This is a genomic window from Sphingomonas sp., from assembly GCF_019635455.1.
In the GTDB taxonomy this organism is placed as follows: domain Bacteria; phylum Pseudomonadota; class Alphaproteobacteria; order Sphingomonadales; family Sphingomonadaceae; genus Sphingomonas.
In genome coordinates, this window is the sequence record NZ_JAHBZJ010000001.1 from 220,647 (window position 1) to 246,021 (window position 25,375).

Below are 25,375 nucleotides of genomic sequence, written 5' to 3' on the forward strand. Positions count from 1 at the left end.
CTCCCGCCCCTCATTTAAGCGTGAGATATTCAGGCGAAGCCATCACCAGCAGGATCGCGATCGCGATCCGGTTGCCGGTGACGGTCGAGCTGTCCACCGCAGCCTTGATGCTCGCGATCGTCGCCGCGCTCACCTGATTTGCCGCGATCACCAGATTGACGCGGTCGATCAGCGCCTGGCTGTCCCCCGCCAGCGCGACCAGTTCGGCATAATCGGTGCGCAGGTCGGTCGCATTGCCGACCACCGACTGCATGTAGTTCACATAGCCGACGGTGCTGATCTCGTTCGTGATCTGAAGTTCGGGAGCGACCAGCCCCGCGTTCGCGATCGGCGTGTTGGGCGGGGTGTAGCCCGGGCGAAAGAAGTTGAAGACCGACCCGCTGCGCCCCATCGATTGGGCCAGCCGGTTCGTCGCACTGCTGGTGTCGCCCGTCGTCCAGTTGCCGGAGGTCGATAGCGCCCCCACCCCGCGCGCCCATCCGGTCAGGCGCATCACCGGCTCGCGCAGCTTGCCCCCGCTGGTCCCGGCAGGCTCGGCCCGCGCCTCACTGTCCAGCAGGATCGCACGGATCACCGCCTGCATGTCGCCGCGCACGCCCGATCCGTTATTGGCGAACGCCGCCGCAACCCGGCCGACATAGGCGGCGCTGGGATTGCTGGTCACCAGCCGCTGGATCAACTGCTTCGAGACGAAGGGCGCGACGTTCCGGTGCGCAAAGATGGTGTCGAGCGCGGCCTTGATCGCGTCCATGCCCGCCGTCCCGGCCGCCACCGTCGTCCCCAGAAAGGTCGAGGCGCCGGTTTCGTGCAGATTGGCGTTCATCGCCAGCGGCCGGCGATAACGATCGGGGGTCGTGCCATCGGTCGAATCGAGCGACAGGCCGGTGAAGATCCGCGCCAGACCCGATACGTCGGCGGGCGCATAGGTTTCGACGGGTTTCCCGCCTGACAGCGCCTGTGATCCGTCCATGTTCAGTTGATACAGGCCGATCGTGAACAGCTGCATCAGCTCACGCGCGTAATTCTCGTCGGGAACCGATCCGGTGCTGGCATTCGCCTTGCGATTGCCCAGAAAGGTCAGGAACGACGCCATGGCGGCATTGGTGGTGACCCGGTCCATCAGCGTGCGGAAATTGCCGAACGCGTTGTCCATCAGCACATCGACATAGGCGGCCATCGCGAACTGTCGCCAGTTCAGATTGACCCCGTCGATCCCGACCACCATCAGTTCGAGCAGCGCCATGCCGACGCGCTGGCGCAACTGGTCCCCCGCGCCGATCAGTTGGCTCCACATCGCATTGTCGAAGCCGGCGGTGCCGTTGATGAAGCCGCTGTCGCTATAGCCCTTGGACACCAGCCAGTCCCACAGGCTGGTCGATCGCGTCTTGGCAAATTCGGCATCGATCCATGCCGCATAGCCCCGCGCCTGAACATCGGCGATATCCGCGCTGGTCGCGCCCATCGTCGCCTGCGCCAGGAACCGGCTCGCCTGCGCCGTCGTGATCGATGCGGCGGTGGGCGTGGGGGTCGGCGTCACTGCGACGACGCCGCCGCTCCCGCTTCCGCCACCGCCCGAACTACATGCCGAAACCGCCAGCGCGAGCGCGCCCGCCCCGCCCTTTGCCGCACGCGCTGCGGGCGCGCCCGACGCCGGGACCGGAGCGTCTTCGGCGTGCTCCGCCCTCTCCGCCTCGACGCGAGGCGCCTGACCCAATTCCATGTCGTTCGCCCCCGGATCGGCGGCCCCACGCCGCGCGAACCGCCTGACTTTCGCAAATTTTCTTATCCGATCCAGAGGTAATCGATCTGAACGGACCGCTCACCAATCCAACTGGCGCGAATTGCACACCGCTGGACGCCGCCGTAATCAATCGCGCGATGAAAGCCGTCCTCCCCGCCCTCGCCCGCCCGCTCGTCGAACCCGGATTGCCCGCCGGCATCGACGCGCACTGGTTCACCAGCCGCGACGAGGCGATGGCGATGGTCGCCGACGCCGACATCGCCTGGGTCGATATGAACCGCCCGCAATGGACCGGCGAAGCCGCGGCGGCGGGCGAACGGCTGAAATGGCTGTCGACCATCTATGCGGGAATCGACGCGTTCGACATCGCCCTGTTGCGCGAACGCGGGACGATCCTGACCAACGGGGTCGGAATCAACGCCGTTGCCGTCGCCGAATATGCCCTGCTCGGCATCCTCGCCGCCGCGAAACGCTATGACGAGGTTGTCCGCATTGCCGACCGCCACGAATGGCCGGCCGACGCGCCCGGCAAGGTCGAACTGGCGGACACGCGGGCGCTCGTCATCGGCTATGGCACGATCGGCCGGATGATCGGCGACCGCCTGACCGCCTTTGGAGTCGATGTGACCGGCGTCACCCGATCGGGCCGCGACGGCACGCTGACGCCCGGCGCATGGGCAGCGCGGCTCGGCGAATTCGACTGGGTGATCCTCGCCGCCCCATCGACCGCGGCGACGCACGCGATGATCGGCGCGGGCGAACTGGCGGCGATGAAGCCCGGCGCGTGGCTGATCAACATTGCCCGCGGCGACATGGTCGATCAGGCGGCGCTGATCGCCGCGCTGGAAAAGCGCCGCATCGCCGGCGCCGTTCTCGACGTGGTCGATCCCGAACCGCTGCCCGCCGATCACCCGCTATGGACCGCGCCCAACATCCTCCATTCGATGCACCTGTCGGGCCGTTCGCAGACGAAGATGTTCATGCGCGCCGCCGCGCTGTTCCTCGAAAACGCCCGCGCGTTCGTGGCGGGCCGGCCGATGCGCAACGTCGTCGATCTCGACGCGGGTTACTGACCGGCTTCGGCGCGTGCGCGACGCGCGCGGGAAACAGGTCGCCAGCGCGACCCGGAACGTCTCCAGCCTGCGCTGGATGCCGATCGCGCTCAAGCGGGCGGGCTTTTCTTGCCCGTTTTCATGACCGGCGCTTCGCGCTAAGCGGCCGTCATGATCCTCGTCCTCGACAATTACGACAGCTTTACGTGGAACCTGGTCCATTACCTCATGGAGCTGGGCGCGGAGGTCCGGGTCGTGCGCAACGACGCGCTGACCGCGGCAGAGGCGATCGCGAGCGATGCGCAGGCGTTCCTGATCTCCCCCGGCCCCTGCACCCCGAACGAGGCGGGGATCAGCCTCGACCTCGTCGCCGCCTGTGCCGACGCGGGCAAGCCGCTGCTGGGCGTGTGCCTCGGCCACCAGTCGATCGGCCAGCATTTCGGCGGCAAGGTGGTGCGCGGCGGGCTGATGCACGGCAAGACGAGCGCGATCGAACATGACGGCACCGGCCTGTTCGAAGGATTGCCCAGCCCGTTCACCGCGACCCGCTATCATTCGCTGATCGTCACCGACATTCCCGACACGCTGATCGTCAACGCGACCGCGCAGGACGGCAGCGTGATGGCATTTCGCCACCGCGAACTGCCGATCCATTCGGTCCAGTTTCATCCCGAAAGCATCGCGACCCAGCATGGCCATGCGATGCTGGCGAATTTCATGCGGATTGCCGGGATCGACGCGACGGCGCTCGCCTAACTGCCGGCCTTTCACCCTCCGGATCGCCGAAACCCCCGGGTGTCGCCACTAAACGCTCGACTCCGCGCACGCATCCCGGAATAGAGGCCGCGTGTCCCGCCTGCCCCGCCCGCTACGCCTGATCAACGTCCTCGCGCGCCGCTATGGCGACCGGGACCAGGTGTGGCGGCGGCGCATCGCGATCCTGGGCGGCGCGATCCTGATCGGCCTGGTCGCGCTGGTCTTCGCCAATCTCGCCGACAGCGCGGCCAACCTGTTCCTCGCGATCGTCGCGGCGGCGTGGTGGGCGCCGCTGATCCTCACGCCCGCCGGGTTCGCGGGCTTTGCCTGGGCGACCCGGCGTTACGCCCCGCTCGCCAGCGGGTCCGGCATTCCCCAGGTGATCGCCGCGGCCCGCGCGCCGGAGGCCGGGATGCGCGGGCTGGTTTCGGCGCGCACCGCCTTTGTCAAATTCGTGCTGACCGTGGGTACGCTCTGTTTCGGCGCGTCGGTCGGGCGCGAGGGGCCGACGGTCCAGATCTCTGCCAGCATCATGGGCTATGCGCATCGGCTGATGGGCATCCCGCTCCGCGCGTCGGTGTTCATCGCCGGCGGCGCGGCGGGTGTGGCGGCGGCGTTCAATACTCCGCTCGCCGGCGTCGCGTTCGCGATCGAGGAACTGGCCGCCGCCTATGAACAACGGATGACGCTGCTGGTGATGGCGGCGGTGCTGATCGCCGGCATGGTCAGCCTGGGCCTGGCCGGCGACTATATCTATTTCGGCTTCATGCGGCAGACGCTTCAGGTGCAGCAGGCGCTGATCGCGGCGCCGGTCGCCGGGCTGTTCGGCGGCCTGACCGGGGGCCTCTTCTCACGGCTGATGCTGGATGCGGGCAAGACCGGCTGGCGCCCCTTCGCCCGGCTGCGCGCGCGGCCGATCCTGCTCGCCACGCTGTGTGGCGCGGTGGTCGCGGTGATCGGCGTTTCCACGGGGCTGACCTGGGGGACCGGCTATGGCACCGCCAATGCCGTGATCGCGGGCAGCGACGTGCCGTTGTGGTTCGGCCCCGCCAAGTTCGTCGCGACGCTCGCCACCGCCGTTTCGGGCCTGCCCGGCGGCATCTTCGCCCCCTCCCTGTCGGTCGGCGCCGGGATCGGCGAGCTGTTGCGCAGCGTGTTTCCCACCTATCCGTCGGGCGCGATCGTCCTGCTGGGCATGGTCGCCTATTTCACCGGGGTCGTGCGCGCACCGCTGACCGCCGTCATCATCATTTCCGAGACCACTGCCAGCCGCGGGCTGATGATGCCGCTGCTCGCCAGCGCGCTGGTCGCCGATTTCGCCGCGCAGCTGGTGTGCAAGGAACGCCTCTATCATGGCCTGTCGCAGCGTTTCGTCCCGGCGCCGGCGGCGACGTGACGACAGCGCCGCTATCCGCACCGCCAGCAGGATTTGCTCGACTCGCCATCGCTCGACCGGGATAGAGGCGGCGTGACGATTTTTTCCCTCCTTCCCGACCCCGCGACCCCGCTTGCACGCGAAAGCGCGGCACAGGCGTTCGCCGACATTCTCGACGGCACGGCACCGGACGCGGAGATCGAGCATTTCCTGGTCGCGCTCACCGAGCGCGGTGAAACCAGCATCGAAATCGCCGAGGCCGCGCGCGCCCTGCGCCAGCGCGTGATCCCCGTCGCCGCGCCCGCCAATGCCATTGACGTATGCGGCACCGGCGGCGACGGCCAGCACACGCTCAACGTGTCCACCGCGGTCGCGATCGTCGTCGCCGCGGCGGGCGTCCCGGTCGCCAAGCATGGAAACCGCGCCGCCAGTTCGAAGGCCGGGGCCGCCGACACGCTCGAAGCGCTGGGCCTCGACCTCGATCGCGCCGCGCTGAATGCCGAGGCGCATCTGCGCGATCTTGGCATCGCCTTTCTGTTCGCGGCGCGCCATCACCCGGCGCTCGCCCGCATCGCGCCGATCCGCCGACGGATCGGACGGCGGACCATCTTCAACCTGATGGGGCCGCTCGCCAACCCGGCGGGCGTCTCACGTCAGATGATCGGCATCGCCCGCCCCGACTATGCGCCGATCTATGCCGAAGCGCTGGTGCAGCTCGGCGCGGCCGGGGCCGCGGTCGTCGCCGGCGAAGAGGGGCTGGACGAACTGTCTCCAGAGGGCGCGAGCATCGCCGTCAGCGTCGGCGATGTCACCCTGCCCTCCCATATCGTTCCCGAAGACGCCGGGCTGCAACGCCATCCCCTCTCCGCGCTGCGTGGCGGCGACGCGGCATATAACGCCGCCGCGCTGCGCGCGCTGTTGCGCGGCGAGCGGGGGGGGTATCGCGACGCGGTACTGCTCAACGCCGCCGCCGCGCTGGTGGTTGCGGGCGAGGCCGCCGATCTGCGCACGGGCGCGGAGGAAGCCGCCGAGGTCATCGACAAGGGGCTTGCCAACGCGCTGCTCGACTGCTGGATCGCGGCCGCATGAGCACGATGCTGGACACGATCCTCGCGACCAAGCGTGAAGAGGTCGCCGCGCGCAGGGCGGCAACCAGCCTGGCCGATCTTCAGGCGCGCGCGCTGACCCAGACCCCGCCGCGCGGCTTTCGCGCCGCGCTCGACGCCAAATCCGCCAGCGGGTACGGGCTGATCGCCGAAATCAAGAAAGCATCACCCTCCAAAGGCTTGATCAGGCCCGATTTCGATCCGCCCGCCCATGCCCGCGCTTATGCCGCCGGGGGCGCCGCCTGCCTGTCGGTGCTCACCGACGCGCCCTATTTTCAGGGGCATGAGGACTATCTGGTCGCGGCGCGCGCGGCCTGTTCCCTGCCGGTCATCCGCAAGGATTTCATGATCGATCCGTGGCAGGCGCTGGAGGCGCGCGCGATCGGCGCCGACGCGATCCTGATCATCGTCGCCGCGCTCGAGGACGCGCAGATGGCGGAGATCGAGGACGCGGCCCTCGGCCTTGGCATGGATGTGCTGGCCGAGGTGCATGACGAAATCGAACTCGAACGCGCGCTCGCGCTCAAATCGCGCCTTATCGGGGTGAACAACCGCAATCTCAAGGACTTCTCGGTCTCCTTTGAGCGTAGCTACGAACTGGTCGGTCGCGCGCCGGCGGGCTGCACCTTCGTCGCCGAAAGCGGGCTGGGCAGCCGTGCCGACCTCGACGCGATGGCCGCGCACGGCGTCCGCAACTTCCTGATCGGCGAAAGCCTGATGCGGCAGGCCGATCTCGAAGCCGCGACGCGGGCGATGGTCGGATGAGCGACCTCACCCATCTCGACGCGGCGGGCGCGGCGCGCATGGTCGATGTCGGGGACAAGGCCGAAACGCAGCGGGTGGCGACCGCCACCGGCCGCATCGCCATGTCGCGCGATGCCGCGACCGCGATCCGCGACGGGCTGGTGAAGAAGGGCGATGTCCTCGCCGTCGCACGCGTCGCCGGAATCATGGCGGCCAAGCGTACCAGCGATCTGATCCCGCTCTGTCACCCGCTGGCGCTCAGCAAAATCTCGCTGGAACTGACGCCCGACGAAACCGGCGTCACCGCGATCGCGACGATCGGCCTGACCGGTCGCACGGGGGTGGAGATGGAGGCGCTCACGGCGGTGTCGGTCGCGCTGCTCACCATTTACGACATGGCCAAATCGATCGACCGGGGCATGGAGATCGGCGCGATCCGCCTGACCGAAAAGCGCGGCGGCAAGTCTGGCGACTGGCGTTCGAAACAGCGTTAACACGCGCTCCACCGCGTCCGCTCAGCACTTGTTGACGCCGGCTAACCCACGATGCCCAAATCCTTTTTCGGGGGCATCATGACCGTAGCCGCGCGTTCCGCCATCTTTTCGCTGTCCGACGATCTCGACCTGGCTGCGACCGGCGGACATGCGCATGCCGCGCCGGCCCGGTTCACGGGCGGCGACGGCGGCGCCCGCGACTGTTTCGTGCATCGGATCGCCGCCGGCGGCGCGACCCTCACCGTCAGCGGCCCGGTCGGCGCGAACGAACGCGCGACGATCGACCTGCCCTGCGGCCTTTCGGCGGAGGGCGCCTTTGCCGCAGTGGAACAGGAGGTTCTCACCTTTCGCTTCGATCAACCGATCGACATCGTCGGCGCGCTTGCCCGCTGCCTCGCCGCACAGACGGCCGAACGCCGGCAAATGCCGCGCATCGAATTGCGCCAGCGGGTCTGTCTGCGCCATTCGGGGCAGGTCGATTTCGCCTGGACGCGCAACCTGTCGCCGACCGGGGTCGGCCTTGAGACGCGGACCACCCTCGACGTCGGGGAACGCGTCGAACTGACGCTCGATGGCCTGCGTCCGCTCACGGGGGAAGTGCGCTGGGCCGAACATGGCCATGCCGGCATCGCCTTTGATGAGGAGCTTGGCTGGCAGATGCTGATGCCCTGGCTGCGCAAGATCAAGAGCGCACCGCCCGCGAAACACCGCGCCGCCGATCCCTTTCCCCCGCCCAGCGCGCTGGGTGCGGTGAAGGACGCGCTTCGGCTCGACATCGCGACCCATGTGCGCGCCGGCGCGAAGTGGTGGAACGCGCGAATTCATGTGCTCAGCAACGCCCTGGTCGAGTTTGAAAGCGCGACCGAATTCACCCCGCTCTCCTCGCTCTGGCTTTCGCTGCCCGAAATCGGCGGCTGGCCGATCCGCGTGATCGAATGCCATGGCGAACGGCATGTCGCCGAATTCCGCCTGCCGCTCCGCCCGCATGAAATGGCGCGGCTGACCGAAGCGCTGGCGCGGCGCTAGGCCGGCGCGCCCATGCGTACCACCACCTTGCCCTTGGCATGGCCGCGTTCGAGATAGGCGAACGCGTCCCCGACCTGCGCGAAGGGAAACACCCGGTCGATCACCGGCTTGAGCGTTCCGGCCGCCGCCAATGCGCCCAGTTCGGCCAGTTCGCGTCCGCTCGCGTGCATGAACAGATAGCGGTAGCGCACCCCATGCCGCCGGGCCTGAGCGCGCAGGCGGAAACTCGCCAGCCAGAAGAGCGCCGCCAGCATGCCGCCGCGATCCAGGTCCTTTCGCGCGGTCACCGGTTCGGGCATTCCGGCGATGGAAACCACCGTCCCGCCAGGTTTCACCACGCCGAACGTCCGGCTCAGCGTGTCGCCGCCGATCAGATCGAACGCGCCGTCCATGTCGCGGACATGATCCTCGAACCGTTGGCTGGTATAGTCGATCACATGATCGGCGCCCAGCCGCTCGACCAGTTCGCGCCCGCGTGGCGAGGCGGTGGTGGTCACCTGTGCGCCCAGCCATTTGGCGATCTGGATCGCAAAGGTGCCAACGCCGCCGGCTCCACCGGGAATGAATACCCGGTTTCCCGGTTGAAGCGCGAGTTCGTCGCGCAGCGCCTGTAGCGCGGTCAGCCCGGCGAGGGGAATGCCCGCCGCGGCTTCGAAATCGATCGAGTCGGGAAGTTTCGCCGCGACCTGCGCCGGCACCGCCGCCAATTCGGCAAAGGCGCCCATCGTCCCCTTTGGCACGCGCGCGAACACGCGGTCGCCGGGGGCGAAATCGCGCACCTCCGCTCCGACCGCCTCGACGATACCGGCCAGTTCGTTTCCCATCACGACGGGAAGGTCGAAACGGAGCACCGGCCTCAACATCCCCGCGCGCGTCTTGAAATCGACGGGGTTCAGCCCCGCCGCCTGCACGCGAATCAGCAGGTCGCCCGCCCCGGGCATGGGGGCAGGAATTTCGGAAATACGGGCCGTTTCCGGGCCGCCATAACGGGTGAGCAACAGCGCCTTCATCCCGCCGATATGGGGACCGTTTCGCCGCCGGGAAGCCCTGGCCCGTTCACGCGCCGACCCGCGCGAAAGGGGGGCGGCATGCGCGGCGTCGCCAGCATCGAACATGTCGCCCGGGCAGGGCATCTGGCCCGATCCGTCGTCTATGGACTGGCCGGTTACATGACCCTCCACACCCGCCACAGCGAGGGGACGTCGAGCGTGTTCGACGACATCGCCGTGCCGCGCTTCCCGCAGGCATCGCGCCGCTGATCGCCGTCGCGATCGGTTTCGCCGCCGGCTTTACCACCGGTGGCGCGGACAAGCGCGAGCGCGCCGACATGGTGCTCAGCATTCCGGGCGGGTGGATCGTCCTGATCGTTGCCGCCATTCTGGTCCGGACGGGCTGGGCGAGCCGGGGAGAGGCGCTGACCCTGGGTTTGGCGCTCGATGCGCTTCGGGCGATCGAGCCGCTCTATGTCACCGTCGCCGACTGGCTGGTCGCGTTCGGCGCGTTCGGTCTGGTGATGGCGCGCGATCGCCGGATTCGCGATCGGGACGTGCTCGAACGGCTGCGCGATCAGGGCTGGTGGCCGATCTGACCGATCTCCTTCACCACCATCCCGCCGCCTCCAGCACCGGCGCCTGCGCACGCGAAACCGGCGCCTCGATCCCGCCGGCCAGATGCAGGCGCACCGCGCGTCCCTCGCGCGTCACCCGCTCGATCGCGTCGCGCGCAACCCACCAACTGCGATGCACCTGCGCGCCGGCGACGCCGTCCAGTTCGGCAACCGCATCGCGCATTCGCATCAGGATCAGGTCGGAACCCATGCGGGTATGCGCGCGGACATAATGATCCTCCATCTCCAGCGCGACCAGATCCGCGCCCAGCCGCGGCGGCAATCGATCGAGGAAGCGCGGACGGGCGGGCGCGGCCTCCGGCACCGTCATTTCAGGTGCGTCCGCCGGAGCGATCGGCGCGCCCGCGCCTTGCGTCGCGCGCTCCATCCGTCCGCGATTGATGAAATAGAACAGCGCCATCACCGCCGCGCCGATCACCAGCACCGATCCATAGGTGACCAGCGCTCCGTTCAGCGTCGGTGCGCGCCATGGCCCGGGATACTGGCTGACGATCCACACGATCGCGGTCATCGGCACGGTGCCGATCAGGCATCCGGCGATCCATAGCGGCGGATCGGGCAGATCCAGTCGCGGCCCCAGCCGCGCGACGAAGCCGGCGATCGGCCGGTAACAGAGATAGCCGCCCAGCGAGAGGCCCAGCCAATAGACCAGCCGCACCGCGAACGGCGCGGCAAAGGTGCCGAACGGGCCGATCAGCGCGAGCACCAGCCCGATCACGATCATCACGGCAAGGTCGATCAGCAGCTGGCGCGCGGCCGGTGCGGCCGGCGTGCCGTGGTCGATCGGGTCGGGCGCGGTCGGCATGGTCATCGCCATTGCAGCTTACCGCCCGTTCGCGCTTCGTGAAGTGGCAAAGCGCGACGGAAATGCACGCGCCGCGAAGCGCGAGCGCGTTTGGCGCAACCGCGCTTGCCCGCGAATGGCGACACGGCATCCGGTGGTCACGCCAACAGGGATATTACCGATGACCAGCCTTTCACTCCCCCGCACGAACCGCCACATCCCCGGCCGCACCCGGCCCCGTTTCGACCTGGCGCCGGTCACCCGGGCGCTGATCGGTGCGGCCGGCATCGCGATGAGCATCCTGTGCGCCTATGCGCTGATCCGTGGCCTGCTCGGCCTCGCGCCCAGCCATGGTGCCGCGCGCGAATGGGCGATCCGCCTCCACCTCGCCACCGTCCTTCCCGCCGTGCCGCTCGGCGCGTGGGTGATGCTCGCGCGCAAGGGGACGCCGCGCCACCGCACGCTGGGCAAGCTGTGGCTGGTGCTGATGGTGGTGACCGCGCTCTCGACGCTGTTCATCCGTCACGTCAATGGCGGCAGCCTCAGCTGGATCCACCTGTTCGTCCCGCTGACGCTGCACGGCGCGTGGAAGACGATCGCCACCGCGCGCGCCGGGAATATCGCGAAACACCGCGCCAATCTGGTCGGTATGTACCTGGGGGCGTTGATGATCCCGGGGGTCTTCGCCTTCCTCCCCGGGCGGCTGATGGGCAGCTGGCTGCTGGGATAGCAATCGCTCGCGGCGGCGCGGGATCTGCGCTAATTCGGATCCATGTCTCGCGTTCCCCGGCGCCGCCGCCATCTCGCTCCTGCCTTCACGCGCCTGACCGCTGCGATCATCGCGCCGATCGTGCTGGCGGGTTGCGCGAGCACCGCGCCCCGCATGGCCGACTCGCGCGCCGCGCTCGCCACACGGATCGTCGATTATGCCGCCGATGTGCCGGCGCTGGCGAACAGTCCCGAATTCGCGCGGGCGATGGCGGCGATCGGATCGGTCCCGCGCGAACAGTTCGTGCCGCATCGCCTCCGCGCGCGGGCCTATGCCGAACGTTCGTTGCCGATCGGGTACGACCAGACGATTTCCGATCCCTATATCGTGGCAATCATGACGGCGTCGGCGCAGGTCGCGCCGGACATGCGCGCGCTCGAAATCGGGACGGGCTCGGGATATCAGGCGGCGGTGCTCTCACGCATCGCCAGCCGGGTGTACACGATCGAGATCGTTCGCCCGCTTGCCCGTCGGGCCGCCCGCACGCTCGCCGCACACCATTATTCCAATGTCCAGGTGCGCGCCGGCGACGGTTTTGCGGGCTGGCCGGACGCCGCACCGTTCGACGCGATCCTGGTGACCGCCGGCGCCGCCAGCCCACCCGCTCCGCTGCTCGATCAACTCGCGCCGGGCGGGCGGATGGTGATGCCGATCGGCCCATCGACGGCGCAGGAGCAGCTGATCGTCTTTCACAAGCGCGCCGATGGCGGGATCGAGCGTTGCGTCGTCGGAAACGCGATGTTCGTTCCGTTGACCGGCCGGGGCGAGCGACCGGAGCAGCCCGGAATCCGCGAGCGCGGCCTCCCCTTCTGCTATGGCGCCGATGCGGGGAAATGGTCGTTCTCGCCCGCCGATCCCACGCCGCCGCTCGCGCGACGGACGCGGCCGCGCTAGGTGGGCGGTCATGGCCGCGCTCCTTTCCGTTGACGATGCCCAACGCCGCCTGTTCGGGCTGATGCCGCCGGTTGCGCGGGAACAGGCGGCGCTTCACGACGCGGCCGGGCGCTGGACCGCAACCCCGCTCGCCGCGATGCGCACCCAGCCCGATCGTGCGCTGTCGGCGATGGATGGCTATGCGATCCGGTTCGCCGATCTGCCCGGCCCCTGGACCGTGGTCGGCGAAAGCGCCGCCGGTCGTCCGCTATCGCAGGTGATCGGCGACCGTGAGGCGGCGCGTATCTTTACCGGCGCCGCGCTGCCCGACGGCGCGGACACCATCCTGGTACAGGAGGATGGCGTACGCGACGGCGCGCAACTGCGGCTGTCCGGCGACGGTCCGGGCCGCGTCGGCGCCCATGTCCGCATGGCCGGTCTCGACTTTCGGACCGGGGACCCACTGATCGACGCCGGCATGCGTCTCACCCCCGCGCGTGTCGCGCTGGCCGCTGCCGCCGGTCATGCGCGCCTGCCGGTGCGCCGCCGCCTGCGCGTCGCGATCGTCGCGACCGGGGACGAGCTGCGCCCCGCCGGATCGCCGCTCGCCCCCGGCCAGCTGCCCGAAAGCAACGGCACGATGCTTGCCGCGCTGCTCGCCGACCTCCCGGTTGATACGATCGATCTGGGCATTCTTCCCGACCGGCTCGACGCACTGACATCCGCGTTTCGCGCCGTCGATGCCGATCTCCTTATCACCACCGGCGGCGCGTCGGTCGGCGATCATGATCTCGTCCGCCCAGCGCTGAAGGCGGCCGGCGCCGATATCGATTTCTGGCGTGTCGCGATCCGCCCGGGCAAACCGATGATGGCGGGGCGCATGCGGGACGTGATCGTCGTCGGCCTGCCCGGCAATCCGGTATCGGCATTCGTCACCGCGCATGTCTTCGCCCGGCCCCTGGTCGCGCACCTGTGCGGCGCCGCCGATCCGCTGCCGCGCCTTGCCCGCGCGCCGCTTGCCGACGCGCTCGCCGCGAACGGTCCGCGCGCAGACTATATGCGCGCCGTGCATGGACCGGGCGGCGTTGGCCCGGCCGCGCTTCAGGACAGTTCGATGCTGCGCACCCTCGCGGCCGCCGACTGCCTGATCGTCCGCCCCCCGCACGCCCCCGCGGCTGCGGCGGGAGAGATGGTGGACATTCTTCCCCTCGCTTGACACAGTTCGTGAACAAAGCATATACGTTCCGCGTCTGTTCTGGATGGAGGGCGTCCCGATGCTTACGAAGAAGCAGCATGAGCTGATCTGCTTCATCGCCGATCGATTGAATGAAACCGGGGTTTCCCCGTCGTTCGAGGAGATGAAGGACGCGCTCGACCTCAAATCGAAATCCGGGGTCCACCGTCTGATCTCCGCGCTGGAGGAACGCGGCTTTCTGCGCCGTCTGCCCAACCGCGCCCGCGCGCTCGAAGTGGTGAAGATGCCCGAACGCGGCGAGACGAAGAAGGCCCCGGCCAAATCGAACGTCGTGTCGCTAGCCCGGTCCCGGCCGGAGCCGGCCAACGACGTCATCGAAATTCCGCTTCACGGTCGTATCGCCGCCGGCGTCCCGATCGAGGCGCTGGAGGGATCGACCATGCTCCCCGTTCCAGCCGCGCTGCTGGGGTCGGGCGATCACTATGCACTGGAGGTCGCCGGGGATTCGATGGTCGAGGCCGGGATTTTCGATGGCGATTACGCGCTGATCCGCCGGCAGGACACCGCGCGCGACGGCGAGATTGTCGTCGCCCTGATCGACGAGGCGGAGGCGACGCTCAAATATTTCCGCAGCGAAGGATCGATGGTCCGCCTCGATCCCGCCAACCGCGCCTATGATCCGCAGCGTTACCGCCCCGATCAGGTGCGGGTGCAGGGCCGGCTCGCGGGCCTGTTGCGCCGCTACTGATCCGGATCGAAAAGGGGCGGCGATCACCGCCCCTTTTTTAGGGTTCGTCTGGCGCCGGTGCGCGATCGCCCGGCGATCCTCATGAACCACCCTTGGCCGTTCGGGAGACGATGACATGGAGCGTAGCGGAGGCTGTCATTGCGGCGCGATCGGCTATCGGCTGGTCGGCGAGCCAATGCATGGCGGTCAGGCACTCTGCCATTGCGCCGATTGCCGCCGGTCGGCCGGCGCGCCGATGGTCGGCTGGGCGATGTTCCCTGAAGCGGCGCTGACCGTCACGCGGGGAGAGGCGGTGGAATATGCCTCATCCGAACATGGCCGGCGCTGGTTCTGCGGCATTTGTGGCACCGGTCTGTTCTATCGCAATCCCGTCAATCTGCCGGGGCTGGTGGATATCCAGGCGGCGACGCTCGACGATCCCGCCTCGATTCCCGCCGCCGCGCACATCCAGGTCGCCGAACGGGTGGCATGGATGCGGACCGCACACGAACTTCCCGAGTTCGAACGCTTTCCCGGCATGACCTGAGGGACTTTCTGGGAAGCGCGGGACAGGGGAAGCGCGGGACGATCTTGTCGCCGCGATCGACGTCACCTTGATCGATGTCGAGGTGGCGCCGGCGTCAAACGCCGTAGGCGGGGCGCGGCGTGAACCGCCGCATCCGCCGCGTACACCGATATCGTCACTCGATCGAACGACCCAGTTCGCTGTTCAGCCATAGCGCCACCAGCGTCCCGACCGCACCCGAAAGCAGATAGGCCCCGGCCGCCACCAGTCCGAAACTGCTCGACAGCAGCAGCGCGGCAAGCGGCGCAAAACCGGCGCCGAACAGCCATGCCAGGTCCGACGTCATCGCCGATCCGGTATAACGGTGCCGCTGGGCGAAGCGCGACGACAGCGCACCCGATGACTGGCCGAACGACAGGCCCAGCAGGACGAAGCCCAGCAGCATGAACGCCGTCTCGCCCGCCTCACCCGCATCGAGCAACTGGGGCGCAAAGCCGCTGAACGCCGCGATCGCGGCCGCCGTCGCGCCCAGCATCGTGCGCCGCCCGAACCGATCGGCCAGATAGCCCGACAGGATGATCGCGCCCACGCCGACGGCTGCGGCGATCGCCTCGATCATCAGGAACCGGACCGGTGTTTCCTTTGTGAAGAGAAATACCCAGGACAGCGGAAACACCGTGACCATGTGGAACATCGCAAAGCTCGCGAGCGGCGCGAACGCCCCCATCGCGATCACCCGCCACTCCGAACGCAGCGTCTCCAGCAGCGGCGCGGGCTGCAATTCGCGATTTTCGAACGAACGCGCATAGTCCGGGGTCACCACGATGCGCAGCCGCGCGAACAGCGCGACGACGTTGATCGCGAACGCCACGAAAAAGGGATAGCGCCACCCCCAGTCGAGGAAGTCCGCCGCCGGCAGCGCGGAGATCAGGAACATGAACAACAGGCTGGCGACGATCAGGCCCAGCGGCGCTCCCAGCTGCGGCACCATCGCATACCACCCGCGCCGCCCCGCCGGCGCATTCATCGCGAGCAGCGAGGCAAGCCCGTCCCAAGATCCGCCCAGCGCCACGCCCTGCCCCATGCGAAACAGGGCGAGCAGCATAGCGGCGGCGATCCCGATCGTCTCATATCCCGGCAGGAACGCGATCGCCGCCGTCGAGCCGCCGAGCAGGAACAGCGCGATGGTCAGCTTCGCACCGCGCCCATAGGCCCGGTCGATCTGCGAAAAGATCAACGTGCCAACCGGTCGGGCAAGAAACGCCAGCGCAAAGATCGCAAACGACCACAAGGTGCCGGTCAGGGGATCGAGAAACGGGAACATCAGTTTCGGAAAAACGATCACCGACGCGATCGCATAGACGAAGAAGTCGAAGAATTCCGAGGTCCGGCCGATCACCACGCCGATTGCGATCTCTCCGGGCGAGATGCCATGCCCGTCCGCGCGCGTGCCGTCGCCATCGCCGGCGGCGTTGATCGCGCGGGCATCGCGTTCGGCGTCGGTGGTCGGCACGGCATTGGCAGTCATCGGATATTCCCGCGGGGTGAACGCCGCACGGACGGCGCGAATCGTCGGGCGGGGCCACACGGCGCCCGCAACGATACACGCCCTGCGGCATTGATCGCCGTCAAGGGAGTGGACAAAATGTCCTATGTCCGCGCCTGCCCGCCCGGCCTAGGCGGCGGTCATGGTCCGAAATTCCATTCGATTCCCCGGGCGCCTGCGCGCGCTGCTGCCGGTCGCGCTGCTGCCGGCGCTGGCCGGTTGCGGCATGGTCGTTCTGGACCCGGCCGGCGACGTCGCGCGCCAGCAGGGCAATCTGGTGATGATCTCGACCGCGCTGATGCTGCTCATCATCGTCCCGGTGATGGTCCTCACCGCGCTGTTCGCGTGGCGCTATCGCGCGTCGAACCGGGACGCGACCTACCGGCCCGACTGGGACCATTCGACCCAGCTCGAGCTGGTGATCTGGGCCGCGCCGCTGCTCATCATCATCTGCCTTGGCGCGCTCACCTGGGTGGGGACGCACCTGCTCGACCCCTACCGCCCCCTCGCCGCGGCGAAGGCGCGTGCGCCCGGCGCCCCGGACGCCGACCGCGAGCGGCCGATCGACGTACAGGTCGTCGCGCTCGACTGGAAATGGCTGTTCATCTATCCGGAACAGGGGATCGCGACGGTCAACGAACTCGCCCTGCCGGTGGGGCGTCCGGTGCGGTTTCGCATCTCGTCCTCCTCGGTGATGAACAGCTTCTACATCCCCGCGCTCGCCGGCCAGATTTACGCGATGCCGGGCATGGAGACGAAGCTGCACGGCGTGTTCGACCGGCCCGGCAGCTTCACGGGCTTCTCCGCCAATTATTCGGGCGCGGGCTTCTCGAACATGCGCTTCGCCGCGAAAAGCCTGTCGGACGCCGGGTTCACCGCCTGGGTGGCGCAGGCCAGGGCTGCGGGCGGCACGCTCGACACGGCCGCCTATCTCAAGCTCGAACGTCCCAGCGAGAAGGAGCCGGTCCGCCGCTATGCCGCCGTCGAGCCGCGCCTGTTCGATCGCGTCGTCAACCTGTGCGTCGATCCCGGCAAGATGTGCATGCACGACATGATGGCGATCGACGCGCGCGGCGGCATGGGCCGTGAGGGCGCCTATAATGTCCGCGCGCTCGCCTATGACAAGTTCGCCGCGCGCGGCACGGCGCCGCTCACGCTTCGCCCGACCCGCTATGTCGCGGCGATCTGCACCACGCCGATGGTGTCCGCCGACCGGCAAAGCCCGGCGCCGGTCGATCCCGCGCCGCTGCGCGGGGTCGGGCTGTCGCGCCCGGACGCGCCCGTTGCCGGACGCACCGCCCGTGCGGACACACCCGCCGCCGCCGCCCGCCCCCTCTCCTGAGTTTCGCCATGGCCCCGAACCCTGCCCCGCCCGCCGGCCCGATCCTCGGCCGCCTCTCGCTCGAAGCCTTTCCGATCCACGAGCCGATCCTGGTCGCCACCTTTGCGGTGGTCGCGCTGGGCGGGCTGGCCGTGCTCGGGCTGCTGACGCGATATCGCCTCTGGGGCTATCTGTGGAACGAGTGGTTCACCACCGTCGATCACAAGCGGATCGGGATCATGTACATGATCCTGGGCCTCGTCATGTTCCTGCGCGGCTTTGCCGACGCGATCATGATGCGCCTGCAACAGGCGATGGCGTTCGGCGGGTCGGAGGGGTATCTCAACGCCCATCATTACGATCAGGTGTTCACCGCCCACGGCGTCATCATGATCTTCTTCGTGGCGATGCCGTTCATCACCGGCCTGATGAACTATGTCGTCCCGCTCCAGATCGGCGCGCGGGACGTCAGCTTCCCCTTCCTCAACAATTTCAGCTTCTGGATGACGACTGCGGGTGCGGTGCTGTGCATGATTTCGCTGTTCGTCGGCGAATTCGCCCAGACCGGCTGGCTCGCCTATCCGCCGCTCTCGGGCCTTGCCTACAGCCCCAATGTCGGGGTCGATTACTATATCTGGTCGCTCCAGATCGCGGGCGTCGGCACCACGCTGTCGGGCATCAACCTGATCGTCACCATCCTGAAGCTGCGCGCGCCGGGCATGGGTCTCATGAAGATGCCGGTCTTCACCTGGACCTCGCTTTGCGCGAATATCCTGATCGTCGCGAGCTTCCCGGTGCTCACCGCCGCGCTCGCGCTGCTCGGCCTCGACCGCTATGTCGGCACCAATTTCTTCACGAACGACTTCGGCGGCAGCGCGATGATGTACGTGAACCTCATCTGGATCTGGGGCCATCCAGAGGTGTACATCCTGATCCTGCCGCTGTTCGGCGTGTTCAGCGAAGTCACCTCGACCTTCTCGGGCAAGAAGCTGTTCGGCTACACCTCGATGGTCTACGCCACGGTCGTCATCACGATCCTCAGCTACATCGTGTGGCTGCACCATTTCTTCACCATGGGATCGGGGGCCAGCGTCAACAGCTTTTTCGGAATCACCACGATGGTGATCTCGATTCCTACCGGGGCAAAGCTCTTCAACTGGCTCTTCACCATGTATCGCGGCCGCATCCGGTTCGAACTGCCGATGATGTGGACCGTCGCCTTCATGCTGACCTTCGTGGTCGGCGGCATGACCGGGGTGCTGCTCGCGGTGCCGCCCGCCGACTTCGTGCTGCACAACTCGCTGTTCCTGATCGCGCACTTTCACAACGTCATCATCGGCGGCGTGCTGTTCGGCCTGTTCGCGGCGATCAACTATTGGTGGCCCAAGGCGTTCGGGTTCAAACTCGAAAAGAAATGGGGGCTGGTGTCCTTCTGGTGCTGGGTGGTCGGATTCTGGATGGCGTTCATGCCGCTCTACATCCTGGGGCTGATGGGTGTGACGCGGCGGATGCGCGTGTTCGACGATCCCTCGCTCCAGCCGTTCTTCGTCATCGCCGCGATCGGCGCCGGGGTGATCGCGATCGGCATCGCCGCGATGCTGGTCCAGTTCGCGGTCAGCATCTGGAAGCGGGAGGAACTGCGCGACACCACTGGCGATCCGTGGAACGGGCGCACGCTGGAATGGGCGACCAGTTCGCCCCCGCCGGACTATAATTTCGCCTTTACCCCGATCATCCACGGTCTCGACGCCTGGTATGACATGAAGGATCGCAATGCCGGTCGCCCGACCAGCGGCTATCGCGACATCCACATGCCGTCGAATACCGGCGCCGGCGTCATCCTGGCGGGAATCAGCCTGGTGGTCGGCTTCGCGCTCGTCTGGCACATCTGGTGGCTCGCCGCGCTGGGCTTCGTCGCGCTGGTCGCGACGGCGATTCTCCACACCTTCAACTACAAGCGCGATTTCCACATTCCCGCCGCGCGCGTGACGCAGGTCGAGGACGCGCGCACCCGCCAGCTGGCCGCCGGAGCCTGACCCGATGACTGTCGCCACCGCCCATCCGGACGAACCGGTCCGCTTCTACGACCTGAACGAGCATCCGCACCCGGAAGGCCACAGCACCATGCTGGGCTTCTGGATCTATCTGATGAGCGACTGCCTCATCTTCGCGATCCTGTTCGCGGCCTATGCGGTGCTGGGCGGCAACTATGCCGCCGGACCGGGGCCAAAGGATCTGTTCGACCTGAAACTGATCGCCGTGAACACCGCGATGCTGCTCTTCTCGTCGATCACCTATGGCTTCGCGATGCTGTCGATGCAGTTGGGCAAGGTGCGCGCGACCCAGTTCTGGCTCGCGGTCACCGGCCTGTTCGGCGCGGCGTTCCTGGCGATCGAACTCTACGAATTCGCGCATCTGATCCACGAGGGCGCGGGGCCGCAGCGCAGCGCGTTCCTGTCCGCCTTTTTCACCCTGGTCGGCACGCACGGTCTCCACGTCACCTTCGGCATCATCTGGCTGGTGACGCTGATCGTTCAGCTGGGCCGCCGCGGGCTGATCGCCGCCAATCGGCGTCGCGTCGCGTGCCTGGGCATGTTCTGGCACTTTCTCGACGTCATCTGGATCGGCGTCTTCACCTTCGTCTATCTGATGGGAATGCTGCGATGAGCCACGACCCGCATCAGGGCGGCCATGGCGACCACGCCGCCGCCGAACTCCCGCACGCGACGCTGCGCGATTACGCGATCGGGTTTGCACTTTCGGTGATCCTCACCGCCATCCCGTTCTGGCTGGTGATGACGATGCCGCTGAGCGCCGGGGCGACCGCCGCGATCATCATGGGGTTGGCGATCGTCCAGATCATCGTCCACATGATCTTCTTCCTGCACATGACGCCAAAGGCCGAGGATGGCTGGTCGCTCACCTCGCTGGTGTTCACGGTGATCGTGGTGGTCATCATGCTCGCGGGCTCGCTGTGGGTGATGCATCACCTCAACACCAATATGATGCCGACGATGGAAGAGGTCGGCCAGCTGCCGTGAAGCGCGCCCTTCTCGCCGGCGCGGCGCTGCTGCTGGCGGGCGCGTTCGTCGCGCTGGGCATATGGCAGGTCGAGCGGCGGGCGTGGAAGCATGCGCTGATCGCGACGGTGGATGCCCGGGTCCATGCCGCGGCGGTTCCCGCTCCCCGCCGGGCCGGTGCCGACGATGCCTATCGCCGCGTCACCGTCACCGGCATCTTTCGCCACGACCGGGAGACGCTGGTCCAGGCGGTGACCGCGCGCGGCGGCGGCTATTGGGTGCTGACCCCGCTCCGGACGTCGCGCTTCACCGTCCTCGTCAATCGTGGCTTTGTCCCGGCCGAACGCCGCGACCCGGCGACCCGCCCGCCCCCCCGCGGTCCGGTCACCGTCACCGGCCTGATCCGCCCCAGCGAACCGGGCGGCGGATTTCTGCGCAGCAACGATCCCGCCGCCGCCCGCTGGTATTCAAGGGACGTCGCCGCCATCACCGCCGCGCGCGGCCTGGGCAACATCGCCCCCTATTTCATCGACGCCGATGCCACGCCCAACCCCGGTGGCTACCCGGTCGGCGGCCTCACCGTGGTCCGCTTCAGTGACAATCATCTCGGCTACGCGCTGACCTGGTTCGCGCTTGCCCTGCTGTCGCTCTGGGCGGCGTGGCAGGTGTTGCGCACGCGCCCGCTCCCGGCCCAAAAGGGGGCGTGACGACGATCCTGGCGCCCCCCGCCCCGCCCGAGGCCGATGCCGGCCGCCGCAACATGGCCCTGTTGACGCAGTTGCGCTGGCTCGCGGTCGGCGGCCAGCTGGTAACCGTCGGTGTCGTCCATTTCGGGCTGGGGATCGACCTTCCGCTGCTCCAGCTGCTGATGTCGATCGCGACCCTCGCCGCGCTCAACATCGCCAGCCACATGCTGATTGCCAGCGGCATGCATTTCACCAACGGCGCGCTGACCGCCGCGTTGTTGTTCGACGTGGTGGCGCTGACCGTTCAGCTGCACCTGTCGGGCGGCATCACCAATCCGTTCGCGGCCTTGTTCCTGCTTCACGTCGTGCTGGGTGCGGTGCTGTTGCGCGCGTCATCGGCATGGGGGATCGTCGCGGCGACGCTGGTCGCACTCGCGCTGCTGACGATCGCGCCGCGGCCGCTCGCGCTGCCGCCCGGCATGGATCCGGCGACACTCGACCTGGTCGGCGGGCTGATCTGCTTCGTACTGGTGGCGGTGCTGCTGGTGGTGTTCATCACCCGCATCGCCGGCAATCTCAGCCAGCGCGACGCCGCGCTCGCCGCGATCCGCCAGCGCGCGGCGGAGGAGGATCATATCGTCCGCATGGGTCTGCTCGCCTCCGGCGCGGCGCATGAACTCGGCACGCCGCTCGCCTCGCTCGCGGTGCTGATCGGTGATTGGCGCGGCGACGCCACGCTCGCGAAAATTGCCGAGTTGCAGGACGACCTGGCGGACATGGACGCGGCGGTGCGCCGGTGCAAGGCGATCGTGAGCGGTATCCTGATGTCCGCCGGCGAAGCACGCGGCGTCGCCCCCGAAGTGACCAGCATGCGCGCCTTCCTCACCGACATCCTCTCGGCATGGCGCCAGGGCGGGCCGCCCGACGCGCTCTATTTCGACGACCGGTTCGGCGACGACGTCGCGATCGTCGCCGATCCCGCGCTGCGTCAGGTGATCGCGAACGTCATCGACAATGCGGTCGAGGTATCGCCCGAATGGGTCGCGGTGACCGCCGCGCGGGAAGGCGACCGGCTGGTCCTGGAAATCGCGGACGACGGCCCGGGCTTCGACCCCGGCATGCTCGACGATTTCGGGCGCCCCTATCGCAGCACGAAGGGGCGGGCCGGCGGCGGCCTGGGCCTGTTTCTCCTCGTCAACGTCCTGCGCAAGCTGGGTGGCACCGCCAGCGCCGCAAACCGCGCCGGCGGCGGCGCACTGGTGCGGATCGACCTGCCGCTCGACGCGCTGGCATGGCGCGGAGAGGCGGCATGAGCGATCGGCTGCTCGTCATCGTCGAGGACGATCCCGATTTCGCCCGCACGCTGCGTCGCTCGTTCGAACGGCGGGGCTATGCCGTGATCGGGACCGACAGCCATGACGGCCTCGTCGCGCTGCTCGCGGGGCATCGACCGGGCTTCGCCGTGGTCGATCTGAAGCTGCACGGCGCGTCGGGTCTCGCCTGCGTCCAGACGCTGCGCGCCAGCGATCCGGCGATGAAGATCGTCGTCCTGACCGGTTTCGCCAGCATCGCCACCGCAGTCGAGGCGATCAAGCTGGGCGCCTCGCACTATCTCGCCAAGCCTTCGAACACCGACGATATCGAGGCTGCGTTCGCGCGTGCGAGCGGCGATATCGACGCGCCGGTGGATGGCCGAACCTCGTCCATCAAGACGGTGGAGTGGGAGCATATTCACCAGACGCTGGTGGAGACCGATTTCAACATTTCGGAAGCCGCCCGCCGGCTGGGCATGCACCGCCGCACCCTTGCCCGAAAGCTGGAGAAGCGCCCGGTGCGCTAATGCCGGGCGGGGCGCGGTGGCACGACGGTTTCGGGGTGCAACCAGGGGTGATCGGCACCCGGACGCCGCACCGCCCGCACCGTGCCGCGCTCCAGCGAGATCGCCACGCCGCCCGTCCGTGCGAGCGTCGCCCGGTCAAGTTTCAGCCAGCGCGGCGCGCATCCGGGCGGCAACCGCCGGTCCGCGACGACGATATCGACCGAGCGGCACAGCGCCATCATCTGCGCCCACGGCACCAGATAGGAACTGCGCGTCGCCGCGATCCGCCAGCGACGCCCCCCACGCCCGGTTTCGATCAGGCACATGTCCGCGCTGCACGACACGCCACGCTGCGCCGAAAGCGCCGGCAGTTCGGCGTCGATCCCGCCATTTTCCGCCATCATGTCGCGTACATAATCGCCCGCCCGGTCGCGCAGCAGCGCCATCTCGCCGCCGGGCATACGCAGCGCCAGATGCCGTCCGTCACCGGTCACCATCAGGTCCGGCGCCGGGGTCGCCAGCGCCCAGGCCGCGCCGATCAGGATCGGCACCGCGCCGGCCCAGCGCACGCGCGTCCGCCACAAGGCGATCCACAATCCCCCCGCCACCATCGTCGCATAGGCCCCGCCCGGCATCGCCGGCAACATCGCCAGCGCGCCGGGCGCCTCCGCCGCGCGATGCGCGACCCATAGCAGCAGGTGCAGCCCCTGCCCCGCGATCCACCAGAATGGCGCCCCGATGCCAAGCGCGTCGAACGCCAGCCCCGCCGCCTCGAACGGCATCACCACGAACGTGGTCAGCGGAATCGCGACGATATTGGCGAGCGCGCCATACAGGCCCGATTTGTGGAAATGATACAGCGCGATCGGGGTAAGTGCGATCTCGACCACAAGCCCTGTCAGCAACAGCGATGCGCCGCCCCGCGCCACCCGCCATCCCCATCCCTCATCGCGCCGCTCAAACCATCCGCGCACGCTGCGGCTCTCATGCAGCGCGACGATCGCGGTGACGGCGGCGAAGCTCATCTGGAAACTCGGCCCCATCAGCGACTCGGGCCATAGCAGCAGCACGACGAGCGCGCCGAATGCGATCAGCCGCAGCGTGATCGCCTCCCGCCCCAGCATCATCGCGGCGAGCACCATCATCGCGGCGATGCACGACCGGACGGTCGGCACCTCCGCGCCGGTCAACAACGTGTAACCGACCGCCGCCGCGCCCGCCGCCCCCGCCGCGATCACCGGCAGCGGCCAGCGCAGCGCGAGTGTCGGGCTGAGCGCCAGCAGGCGCAGCACGATCAGCATCGTCGCGCCGACCACCGCCGTCACATGCAACCCGCTGACCGACAGCAGGTGCGCCAGGCCCGACCGGCGCAGCGCCTCGGCATCCGCCTCACCGATCGCGCCGCGATCGCCGGTCGCCAGCGCCGCCGCGATGCCGCCCGCGCTTCCCGCGATGCGCGACTGGACATGGGCGGTCAGCCGCTCACGCACGCCGCTGCGCGGCGCGCCCGCCGCCAGGATTTCGACCGGCGCAAACCCACGCCCGGTCGCGCCCAGCCGGTCGAACCACGCCGCCCGTTCGAAATCATAGGCGCCGGGAATCGCCGGGGGCGCCGGCGGCATCAGCCGCGCGCGCACCGCGATGCGCGCGCCACGGGTCAGCCCCGCCGGGACGTCCTTTATCGCCAGATTGACGCGCACATGCGAAGGCAGCTTCACGTCCGGATCGGTCGCGATCCGCACCCGCACCAGATCGCGCGCAGGCAGCGGTTCGACCCGTTCGACCCGGCCGACGATCCGCGTCACCACCGCCCGGGCGAGCACCGGCGCCTCCATCCGCTCCGCACGCACCCATGCCAGGCCGCACCCCAGCGCGAGCAGCGTCGCGCCGATCGTCACGCAGCGCCCCGCGCGTCCGCCCCGTCCCATCGCGATCGCCACAATCGCGAGCGCCAGCGCCGCCAGAATGGCCGCGCTCCACCGCCGGGCATCAGGCAACGCGAACCACAGCGCGACGCCGGTTCCCAACAGCACCGGCGCCCACAGGAACAACTGGCCGCGCTCGATCTCCAGCCATCGCTCCAGCCGCGCGGCGACACGCCATTCGCCCGCGATTTGAAGCGGACGAAACCCCGTGCTACGGGCGCTCGCGGCTGTACTGGCCATCGATCACATCTCTTGGGAGCATG

The 25,375-nt window shown here is 68.4% G+C and carries 26 protein-coding genes; 21 read left to right on the forward strand and 5 right to left on the reverse strand.

The features are described from left to right. Positions 1 to 10 precede the first annotated feature (10 nt). The gene (locus KF783_RS01145; protein WP_294076054.1) at positions 11 to 1,720 is read right to left on the reverse strand and encodes a DUF1800 family protein; all 1,710 of its coding nucleotides are present in this window, start codon (positions 1,718 to 1,720) and stop codon (positions 11 to 13) included. A gap of 158 nt (positions 1,721 to 1,878) precedes the next feature. Between KF783_RS01145 and KF783_RS01150 the strand changes: the two genes are divergently transcribed. The 7 genes from KF783_RS01150 to KF783_RS01180 all read left to right on the forward strand — a co-directional run bounded on the left by KF783_RS01150 (position 1,879) and on the right by KF783_RS01180 (position 8,294). Further along, positions 1,879 to 2,814, forward strand: coding sequence for a D-2-hydroxyacid dehydrogenase (locus KF783_RS01150; protein WP_294076055.1), 936 nt, complete (start codon positions 1,879 to 1,881; stop codon positions 2,812 to 2,814). A 150-nt stretch (positions 2,815 to 2,964) separates the two neighbouring features. Further along, positions 2,965 to 3,549 carry an aminodeoxychorismate/anthranilate synthase component II gene (locus KF783_RS01155; protein ID WP_294076056.1) on the forward strand — a complete coding sequence of 195 codons (585 nt, stop codon included), beginning with the start codon at positions 2,965 to 2,967 and terminating at the stop codon, positions 3,547 to 3,549. 100 nt (positions 3,550 to 3,649) lie between these two features. Continuing rightward, on the forward strand, positions 3,650 to 4,945 hold the full coding sequence (locus tag KF783_RS01160) for a chloride channel protein (protein ID WP_294076341.1): 1,296 nt from the start codon (positions 3,650 to 3,652) through the stop codon (positions 4,943 to 4,945). Between the two features lie 72 nt (positions 4,946 to 5,017). Then, positions 5,018 to 6,013, forward strand: coding sequence for an anthranilate phosphoribosyltransferase (gene trpD / locus KF783_RS01165; protein WP_294076057.1), 996 nt, complete (start codon positions 5,018 to 5,020; stop codon positions 6,011 to 6,013). Continuing rightward, positions 6,010 to 6,795, forward strand: a complete 786-nt coding sequence (trpC, locus tag KF783_RS01170; protein WP_294076058.1) for an indole-3-glycerol phosphate synthase TrpC — start codon at positions 6,010 to 6,012, stop codon at positions 6,793 to 6,795. Before trpD ends, trpC begins: the two co-directional genes overlap by 4 nt. Then, the gene (moaC, locus tag KF783_RS01175; RefSeq protein WP_294076059.1) at positions 6,792 to 7,268 is read left to right on the forward strand and encodes a cyclic pyranopterin monophosphate synthase MoaC; all 477 of its coding nucleotides are present in this window, start codon (positions 6,792 to 6,794) and stop codon (positions 7,266 to 7,268) included. The genes trpC and moaC overlap by 4 nt, the downstream gene beginning before the upstream one ends. Before the next feature lie 78 nt (positions 7,269 to 7,346). Next, entirely contained in the window at positions 7,347 to 8,294 is a 948-nt protein-coding gene (locus tag KF783_RS01180) for a PilZ domain-containing protein (protein WP_294076060.1), read from the forward strand. On the opposite strand, the gene KF783_RS01185 is transcribed toward KF783_RS01180, so the two are convergent. Beyond that, on the reverse strand, positions 8,291 to 9,304 hold the full coding sequence (locus KF783_RS01185; RefSeq protein ID WP_294076061.1) for an NADP-dependent oxidoreductase: 1,014 nt from the start codon (positions 9,302 to 9,304) through the stop codon (positions 8,291 to 8,293). The genes KF783_RS01180 and KF783_RS01185 overlap by 4 nt on opposite strands. A 78-nt stretch (positions 9,305 to 9,382) precedes the next feature. On the opposite strand from KF783_RS01185, the gene KF783_RS01190 reads away from it, so the two are divergent. Both KF783_RS01190 and KF783_RS01195 read left to right on the forward strand, forming a co-directional pair. Beyond that, on the forward strand, positions 9,383 to 9,553 hold the full coding sequence (locus KF783_RS01190; protein ID WP_294076062.1) for a hypothetical protein: 171 nt from the start codon (positions 9,383 to 9,385) through the stop codon (positions 9,551 to 9,553). 68 nt (positions 9,554 to 9,621) lie between these two features. Beyond that, complete coding sequence (locus KF783_RS01195) at positions 9,622 to 9,882, forward strand: hypothetical protein (RefSeq protein ID WP_294076063.1); 261 nt, start codon at positions 9,622 to 9,624, stop codon at positions 9,880 to 9,882. A gap of 10 nt (positions 9,883 to 9,892) precedes the next feature. Here the strand turns inward: KF783_RS01195 and KF783_RS01200 are convergent, their stop codons facing one another. Beyond that, positions 9,893 to 10,732 carry a LytTR family DNA-binding domain-containing protein gene (locus tag KF783_RS01200; protein WP_294076064.1) on the reverse strand — a complete coding sequence of 280 codons (840 nt, stop codon included), beginning with the start codon at positions 10,730 to 10,732 and terminating at the stop codon, positions 9,893 to 9,895. A gap of 154 nt (positions 10,733 to 10,886) precedes the next feature. On the opposite strand from KF783_RS01200, the gene KF783_RS01205 reads away from it, so the two are divergent. From KF783_RS01205 to KF783_RS01225, 5 genes are all read left to right on the forward strand, one after another. Next, the gene (locus KF783_RS01205; protein ID WP_294076065.1) at positions 10,887 to 11,435 is read left to right on the forward strand and encodes a DUF2306 domain-containing protein; all 549 of its coding nucleotides are present in this window, start codon (positions 10,887 to 10,889) and stop codon (positions 11,433 to 11,435) included. Positions 11,436 to 11,477: 42 nt separating this feature from the next. Next, the gene (locus KF783_RS01210) at positions 11,478 to 12,368 is read left to right on the forward strand and encodes a protein-L-isoaspartate(D-aspartate) O-methyltransferase (protein ID WP_294076066.1); all 891 of its coding nucleotides are present in this window, start codon (positions 11,478 to 11,480) and stop codon (positions 12,366 to 12,368) included. 10 nt (positions 12,369 to 12,378) lie between these two features. Further along, a complete protein-coding gene (glp, locus tag KF783_RS01215) occupies positions 12,379 to 13,563 on the forward strand; it encodes a gephyrin-like molybdotransferase Glp (protein ID WP_294076067.1) in 1,185 nt (394 codons plus the stop codon). 58 nt (positions 13,564 to 13,621) lie between these two features. Continuing rightward, a complete protein-coding gene (gene lexA / locus KF783_RS01220) occupies positions 13,622 to 14,290 on the forward strand; it encodes a transcriptional repressor LexA (protein ID WP_294076068.1) in 669 nt (222 codons plus the stop codon). 115 nt (positions 14,291 to 14,405) lie between these two features. Next, positions 14,406 to 14,816 (forward strand): GFA family protein, encoded by a 411-nt coding sequence (locus KF783_RS01225; protein ID WP_294076069.1) that lies wholly within the window; start codon positions 14,406 to 14,408, stop codon positions 14,814 to 14,816. Between the two features lie 154 nt (positions 14,817 to 14,970). On the opposite strand, the gene KF783_RS01230 is transcribed toward KF783_RS01225, so the two are convergent. Next, positions 14,971 to 16,323, reverse strand: coding sequence for an MFS transporter (locus KF783_RS01230; RefSeq protein ID WP_294076070.1), 1,353 nt, complete (start codon positions 16,321 to 16,323; stop codon positions 14,971 to 14,973). Positions 16,324 to 16,483: 160 nt separating this feature from the next. Between KF783_RS01230 and cyoA the strand changes: the two genes are divergently transcribed. Genes cyoA through KF783_RS01265 form a run of 7 tightly spaced genes read left to right on the forward strand, consistent with a single transcriptional unit; the run spans position 16,484 to position 23,208 of the window. Beyond that, on the forward strand, positions 16,484 to 17,683 hold the full coding sequence (cyoA, locus tag KF783_RS01235; RefSeq protein ID WP_294076071.1) for a ubiquinol oxidase subunit II: 1,200 nt from the start codon (positions 16,484 to 16,486) through the stop codon (positions 17,681 to 17,683). Positions 17,684 to 17,691: 8 nt separating this feature from the next. Next, positions 17,692 to 19,698 (forward strand): cytochrome o ubiquinol oxidase subunit I, encoded by a 2,007-nt coding sequence (gene cyoB / locus KF783_RS01240; protein ID WP_294076072.1) that lies wholly within the window; start codon positions 17,692 to 17,694, stop codon positions 19,696 to 19,698. A 4-nt stretch (positions 19,699 to 19,702) separates the two neighbouring features. Beyond that, positions 19,703 to 20,329, forward strand: coding sequence for a cytochrome o ubiquinol oxidase subunit III (cyoC, locus tag KF783_RS01245; RefSeq protein WP_294076073.1), 627 nt, complete (start codon positions 19,703 to 19,705; stop codon positions 20,327 to 20,329). Next, entirely contained in the window at positions 20,326 to 20,703 is a 378-nt protein-coding gene (gene cyoD, locus KF783_RS01250) for a cytochrome o ubiquinol oxidase subunit IV (protein WP_294076074.1), read from the forward strand. Before cyoC ends, cyoD begins: the two co-directional genes overlap by 4 nt. Further along, positions 20,700 to 21,389, forward strand: coding sequence for an SURF1 family protein (locus tag KF783_RS01255; protein WP_294076075.1), 690 nt, complete (start codon positions 20,700 to 20,702; stop codon positions 21,387 to 21,389). The genes cyoD and KF783_RS01255 overlap by 4 nt, the downstream gene beginning before the upstream one ends. Next, positions 21,386 to 22,681 (forward strand): ATP-binding protein, encoded by a 1,296-nt coding sequence (locus tag KF783_RS01260; RefSeq protein ID WP_294076076.1) that lies wholly within the window; start codon positions 21,386 to 21,388, stop codon positions 22,679 to 22,681. Before KF783_RS01255 ends, KF783_RS01260 begins: the two co-directional genes overlap by 4 nt. Next, positions 22,678 to 23,208: a response regulator transcription factor gene (locus KF783_RS01265; protein WP_294076077.1), complete on the forward strand. Its 531-nt coding sequence runs from the start codon at positions 22,678 to 22,680 to the stop codon at positions 23,206 to 23,208. Before KF783_RS01260 ends, KF783_RS01265 begins: the two co-directional genes overlap by 4 nt. Here KF783_RS01265 and KF783_RS01270 read toward each other — a convergent pair. Next, a complete protein-coding gene (locus KF783_RS01270) occupies positions 23,205 to 25,352 on the reverse strand; it encodes a ComEC/Rec2 family competence protein (protein ID WP_294076078.1) in 2,148 nt (715 codons plus the stop codon). The two genes, KF783_RS01265 and KF783_RS01270, sit on opposite strands and share 4 nt — an antisense overlap. Positions 25,353 to 25,375 lie beyond the last annotated feature (23 nt).

Coding starts and splice junctions, on each gene's coding strand:
- KF783_RS01145 (WP_294076054.1), bottom strand. CDS start 1,720: ATGGAATTGGGTCAGGCGCCTCGCGTCGAGGCGGAGAGGGCGGAGCAC.
- KF783_RS01150 (WP_294076055.1), top strand. CDS start 1,879: ATGAAAGCCGTCCTCCCCGCCCTCGCCCGCCCGCTCGTCGAACCCGGA.
- KF783_RS01155 (WP_294076056.1), top strand. CDS start 2,965: ATGATCCTCGTCCTCGACAATTACGACAGCTTTACGTGGAACCTGGTC.
- trpC (WP_294076058.1), top strand. CDS start 6,010: ATGAGCACGATGCTGGACACGATCCTCGCGACCAAGCGTGAAGAGGTC.
- moaC (WP_294076059.1), top strand. CDS start 6,792: ATGAGCGACCTCACCCATCTCGACGCGGCGGGCGCGGCGCGCATGGTC.
- KF783_RS01180 (WP_294076060.1), top strand. CDS start 7,347: ATGACCGTAGCCGCGCGTTCCGCCATCTTTTCGCTGTCCGACGATCTC.
- KF783_RS01185 (WP_294076061.1), bottom strand. CDS start 9,304: ATGAAGGCGCTGTTGCTCACCCGTTATGGCGGCCCGGAAACGGCCCGT.
- KF783_RS01190 (WP_294076062.1), top strand. CDS start 9,383: ATGCGCGGCGTCGCCAGCATCGAACATGTCGCCCGGGCAGGGCATCTG.
- KF783_RS01195 (WP_294076063.1), top strand. CDS start 9,622: ATGGTGCTCAGCATTCCGGGCGGGTGGATCGTCCTGATCGTTGCCGCC.
- KF783_RS01200 (WP_294076064.1), bottom strand. CDS start 10,732: ATGACCATGCCGACCGCGCCCGACCCGATCGACCACGGCACGCCGGCC.
- KF783_RS01205 (WP_294076065.1), top strand. CDS start 10,887: ATGACCAGCCTTTCACTCCCCCGCACGAACCGCCACATCCCCGGCCGC.
- KF783_RS01210 (WP_294076066.1), top strand. CDS start 11,478: ATGTCTCGCGTTCCCCGGCGCCGCCGCCATCTCGCTCCTGCCTTCACG.
- glp (WP_294076067.1), top strand. CDS start 12,379: ATGGCCGCGCTCCTTTCCGTTGACGATGCCCAACGCCGCCTGTTCGGG.
- lexA (WP_294076068.1), top strand. CDS start 13,622: ATGCTTACGAAGAAGCAGCATGAGCTGATCTGCTTCATCGCCGATCGA.
- KF783_RS01225 (WP_294076069.1), top strand. CDS start 14,406: ATGGAGCGTAGCGGAGGCTGTCATTGCGGCGCGATCGGCTATCGGCTG.
- KF783_RS01230 (WP_294076070.1), bottom strand. CDS start 16,323: ATGACTGCCAATGCCGTGCCGACCACCGACGCCGAACGCGATGCCCGC.
- cyoA (WP_294076071.1), top strand. CDS start 16,484: ATGGTCCGAAATTCCATTCGATTCCCCGGGCGCCTGCGCGCGCTGCTG.
- cyoB (WP_294076072.1), top strand. CDS start 17,692: ATGGCCCCGAACCCTGCCCCGCCCGCCGGCCCGATCCTCGGCCGCCTC.
- cyoC (WP_294076073.1), top strand. CDS start 19,703: ATGACTGTCGCCACCGCCCATCCGGACGAACCGGTCCGCTTCTACGAC.
- cyoD (WP_294076074.1), top strand. CDS start 20,326: ATGAGCCACGACCCGCATCAGGGCGGCCATGGCGACCACGCCGCCGCC.
- KF783_RS01265 (WP_294076077.1), top strand. CDS start 22,678: ATGAGCGATCGGCTGCTCGTCATCGTCGAGGACGATCCCGATTTCGCC.
- KF783_RS01270 (WP_294076078.1), bottom strand. CDS start 25,352: ATGGCCAGTACAGCCGCGAGCGCCCGTAGCACGGGGTTTCGTCCGCTT.